General features: G+C 71.0%; 2 protein-coding genes. Both read right to left on the bottom strand.

What is annotated here, in order from left to right:
* Positions 1-129: 129 nt before the first annotated feature.
* Positions 130-792 (bottom strand): GNAT family N-acetyltransferase, encoded by a 663-nt coding sequence (locus AOK24_RS39550; RefSeq protein WP_055724752.1) that lies wholly within the window; start codon positions 790-792, stop codon positions 130-132.
* 49 nt (positions 793-841) lie between these two features.
* Positions 842-2,224: IucA/IucC family protein (locus AOK24_RS39555; RefSeq protein WP_055724753.1), on the bottom strand; the 1,383-nt coding region annotated here is incomplete at its 5' end.

The raw sequence follows: 2,224 nt of genomic DNA on the forward strand, positions 1-2,224 counted from the left end.
GGAGGGGGCGGGGCAGGTGATGGAAGGGGCCGATGAGTGCGAGTGGATGCGAGGAAAAAAATTTGGGCGACGAGGGAACTCGGGCGACATCCGGAACGTCACTATGAGTAACGAAGCAATTTCGAATCGTCACCAGAAGTCCGGGAGGTCGGGGTCCGTGAACTGGGGCCGCCGGCCCTCGGGCAGGGGGCACAGGGAATCGCGGTCGCGCATCATGACCGCGGCCCGCTTGGAAGGGAGGTCGACCTCGCAGATGCGCTCGAAGCCGGAGGTGTAGAAGATGCGGAGGGAGGCAGCGTTGCGGACGTCCGGTTCGGCGATGACCCGGGGGCAGTCGGGGCGCTTGTCGAGGATGAGGTCGGCGACGGTCCGCAACAGGACCCCGCCCAGCCCTCTCCCCCGGTCGCGCGGGTCCCCGATGAGGAGGTGCAGGCCGGTGTCGTGCGGCAGGGCCGGGTAGTAGCGGGCCAGCGGGTCGAGGTCCGCGCGGTAGATCTCCCAGTAGCTCATCGGCGTACCGTTCAGCACCCCCAGGCAGGGGACGCTGCGCCCGCCGCCCTGGAGTTGGACTCGGATGTGCCGGGTGGTCCGGATCTCGGGGCCCGCAAGGTCCCAGAAGGCGGCGACGGCGGGGTCGTTCATCCAGCGGGCCACCAGGGGGATTCCCCGTTCGAACGTCACAGGAATGAGGTGGAAGATGCCGACATGGCAGAGGGTGGGGCCCCAGTCGGCGACCCCGTCCAGAAGGTCTCCGGTGGTGCTGGGTTCGTCGTGGCCTTTCGTGGTCGACACAGGAACGCTCCTTTCGGGAGGCGGGTGGGATGAGGAGAGAGGCCGGGGTCTAGGAGGCCGAGAAGGCGAGGGGGTTGGCGATGGTGACGTAGACGGACTGGGTGTCGACCGGGCCGACGAGTTCGTCGAGGCCGTGCAGCCGGGTCAGGAGGTTCGCCTTGCAGCGCAGGACGGGTGAGTCGAGCAGCCGGGAAGAGAGGGAGGTGCGCATCCGGCGGGGACCGGTGGCGGCCGATTCGAGGAAGCGGCGGAAGGCGGCGAGCAACAGGCGTTCGTCCACGAGGCGTTCGGAGCCGAACGCGCCGATCAGGCCGAGCACGTTGTTGATGCCGAGGTAGTAGGCGAAGCGCTCGTCGGTGACCTCGTCGGAGACGAACGTGTCGCTGGAGGCGCCGATGCCGGGGAGCCGGGCGTCGAGGTCGGCGCGGCGGGACTCGCGGAAGTAGTAGCCCTGGTTGTCCCGGTACCGGCCGCCCGCGGGCCAGCCGTCCGGGTCCAGGAGTACGAGGGTGTTCTGCTGGTGGGCCTCCAGGGCGATCCCCGCCTCGCCGTCGAGCCACAGCACCGGGCGGACGACGTGTTCCAGGTACCGCAGGAACCACTCGACGGCGACGGCACCACGCGGGCGGGCGCTGCGGGAGGCGAGGCGGTCCACGAGGGTCGTGAGACGAGAACGGAAGGAGAGGAGGTCCAGGTGTTGATCGGCCAAAGGGCGGCGGGCGCCGGGCAGCGGCCCGGGGGCATGCGGGCGGGGCGACACGAGACCGGCGACGCACGAGACGTCGTCCGACGCGGCGAAGGGGTTGTGCCGGATGACCACGTCCAGTCCCGTCACCGGCCGGCCCGCGCGGTCGTCGACGGCGAGCCAGGCCGGGTCGCGGACGATGTCGAAGTGCGGGTGGGCCGCGTGCCACTGGCGGGCGAGGCCGGTGCGCAGCAGGCGGTGCACCTCGACGCCCCGGTGGAGTTCCTTGCGGAGGTTCTCCCGGCGGGAGTTGGTGATGCGCACCGCCAGCGAGAGCTTGAGCATCGCGGGGGCGCCGGAGCGGTGGACGGTGCGGACCGAGGAGGTCGGCTGCCAGTCGGGGCCGTACGGACCGAGGTCCTTCAGCAGCCCGGCGTCCAGCAGGGCCGCGATCTCGGGGCGGTGCCGGGCCTCGCGGAACTGCCAGGGGTGCACGGGCAGGGCGGCGTACCCCTCGGGCAACGGGAGCCCGGGGCCGGCCAGTCGGGCGGTCAGGTGCTCCGCGCGGACCCCTCGTCCGCTCTCGGTCCAGGCGGAGTCGGTGGCGAGTACGGACGGGGCGACAGCGAGCCAGTGAAGGGGGAACGAGCCGCGTGACTCGGGTGAGTAGCGAAGGGTTTCGGCATCGGTCAGGCCCTCCCGGCTCTTCGGGGTGGGGTGGAGGGGGTGTCCCAGGAGGAGGGACTG

The organism is Streptomyces niveiscabiei (assembly GCF_001419795.1).
Classification (GTDB): domain Bacteria; phylum Actinomycetota; class Actinomycetes; order Streptomycetales; family Streptomycetaceae; genus Streptomyces; species Streptomyces niveiscabiei.